Below are 1,982 nucleotides of genomic sequence, written 5' to 3' on the forward strand. Positions count from 1 at the left end.
AATGTATTGGATCAAACAAAAGCAGCAAGAGCTGCGATGACTTTATCTACGGAATGAATCAATCGTAACAATAATCGATAGGAACTTCTTGAACATACATAAGCAAAGAGCTCAACAAGGTATACCCTTGCTGAGCTTTTTCATAATTTTGTTCTCTGAAAAAATTCAAAGCTCCTTGGAAAATAGATTTATGTTGTCCCTGATAATTTTTTTCAATTTTATCTTTTTATAAGAAGATATTTCATCTATAGAGATAATAATAGAAAATATTTTCAGCAACCGAAAAACTGAGTGAAAGGGGATGAGGCAAAGAAAATCAAAAAAATGTTCTTTTAAATAATTTATCTTATTTACACTCTTAAAAAATATATGATGTCGGTACTAAAGAAAAAAATAATATAATCAATAATTGTTGATAATTTATTGTCTAACATATTTGAAAACAAAGAAATAACTATCAGAGTTAGCAAAAAATACATACGCGCCATTCTATGCTTGAGCAGCAATCCCATTTTAAGATCTCCTTACTAAACATTAGTTTGTATAATCTACCGTATCTCATACAAATTATTAATATAGTTAAATACGTCATAATTGTAATCAAATAATGCGAAAGAGAGTGGAATGATAATCAGAATTTTTTCTGATTAATCTGTACCTACCCCCAAAAGTTAGACAGAAAAAGTTAACTTTTGGAGTTCACTACACTCCTCCACTCTCTTTATTTAAATTATATATCTATTGTTTGGTTAAAAAGCAAAGACAATTTCTTCTATACCTAACACTAAAAAATAGAAGCCTAGTAAAAAGCTCGCTGTGATTGCTGAAGAAATTGGATCAAATAATAAAGAGATACCAATAAAAATTCCGATAATATTAATAACTAGTGAAAATATATATCGAGATTTACTAAATTCTTTCAAATAGGAAGAATTAAATAAGTAGAAAATTGAATTAACAATAAACCAAATAGCAAAAACATAAGGTAAAAGAAGTAATCCTTGCCAAATATGAAGTGCTAATCCAATCCCCATAATAAGATAAATAGTTCCTAGAATAATATTATTCGCTTTAGTATTTCCAAAGAAACCCGTTGTTTCATTCAAGTTAACTAATAAAACTATGCCTTTTAAAGTTAATATGATACTTACCAAAACTACAATAGAAGTTAAACTACTTACAGGGTTCCTAAAGGCAATTAATGAAGCCCAAATTGATAATATTCCTAATAAAAATAAACTAAATTTAAACTGATGTTTTTCTTGCATCTAAACACTCCTATTCTAATGTAATGATTACATTATCTAGAATTCAAGAGTTTGTTGAAAGAAAAAAATACACTTTAATCGTGTATTTTTTTCTCTTTTTTCTATTCTCTATGCTTTACAATCAATTCTATCTAAAATAGAAAAGAGGTAATTTTATGACACATTTAGAAAAAAAAGAAAGCCATATTTTAAGTAAGATTCAAGGAGAAATAAATAATTTGAATTATGATCTAACTGACATGGATAATACTGACAATATTGATGTTGCCTATGCCGAAGAACAGGATGCATTGGAAACAATTGGCTCTATTCTTAAAAATGATACAAAGCTTGATAAATTAGAAGATAAAAGTGCTGCGAAAGATGAAAAAGAGTTTGATAAATGGGTAGATAATGAAGAAAAAATTTTAAAAAGAATAAAGAACGAATTGGTTAATTTAAATAAACAGTTAAAAACATTGACTGGTGATTCAAATAAAATGAAGAGATATTTTGCACAAAAAAAAGCTTTACTAGACATCAAGAAAATTTTACATGAAGCTAGTGAGTTCTTTAAATTGTAAAAAATTTTTAAGCTAGTAAGTAAATAATAAAAACTAAGATAGTATAATCAGATTAATCGAATTTCTTTACAAAAATCCAGAACTTGTTTTTGTAAAGCGTATATGCCCTATTATCAAATTTACGAATTGTCATAAGAAAAGTGAGAACAAG

Annotated in this window: 2 protein-coding genes; one reads left to right on the forward strand and one right to left on the reverse strand. The window is 26.8% G+C overall.

Translation table 11 applies throughout. The annotated features are described in order from the left end of the window. Nucleotides 1-749: 749 nt before the first annotated feature. Nucleotides 750-1,268, reverse strand: coding sequence for a DUF308 domain-containing protein (locus DOK81_RS12215; protein ID WP_206911227.1), 519 nt, complete (start codon nucleotides 1,266-1,268; stop codon nucleotides 750-752). 155 nt (nucleotides 1,269-1,423) lie between these two features. On the opposite strand from DOK81_RS12215, the gene DOK81_RS12220 reads away from it, so the two are divergent. Continuing rightward, entirely contained in the window at nucleotides 1,424-1,831 is a 408-nt protein-coding gene (locus tag DOK81_RS12220; protein WP_206911229.1) for a hypothetical protein, read from the forward strand. Nucleotides 1,832-1,982: the final 151 nt, after the last annotated feature.

Source organism: Enterococcus sp. DIV0660C (genome assembly GCF_017316125.1).
GTDB lineage: Bacteria > Bacillota > Bacilli > Lactobacillales > Enterococcaceae > Enterococcus_B.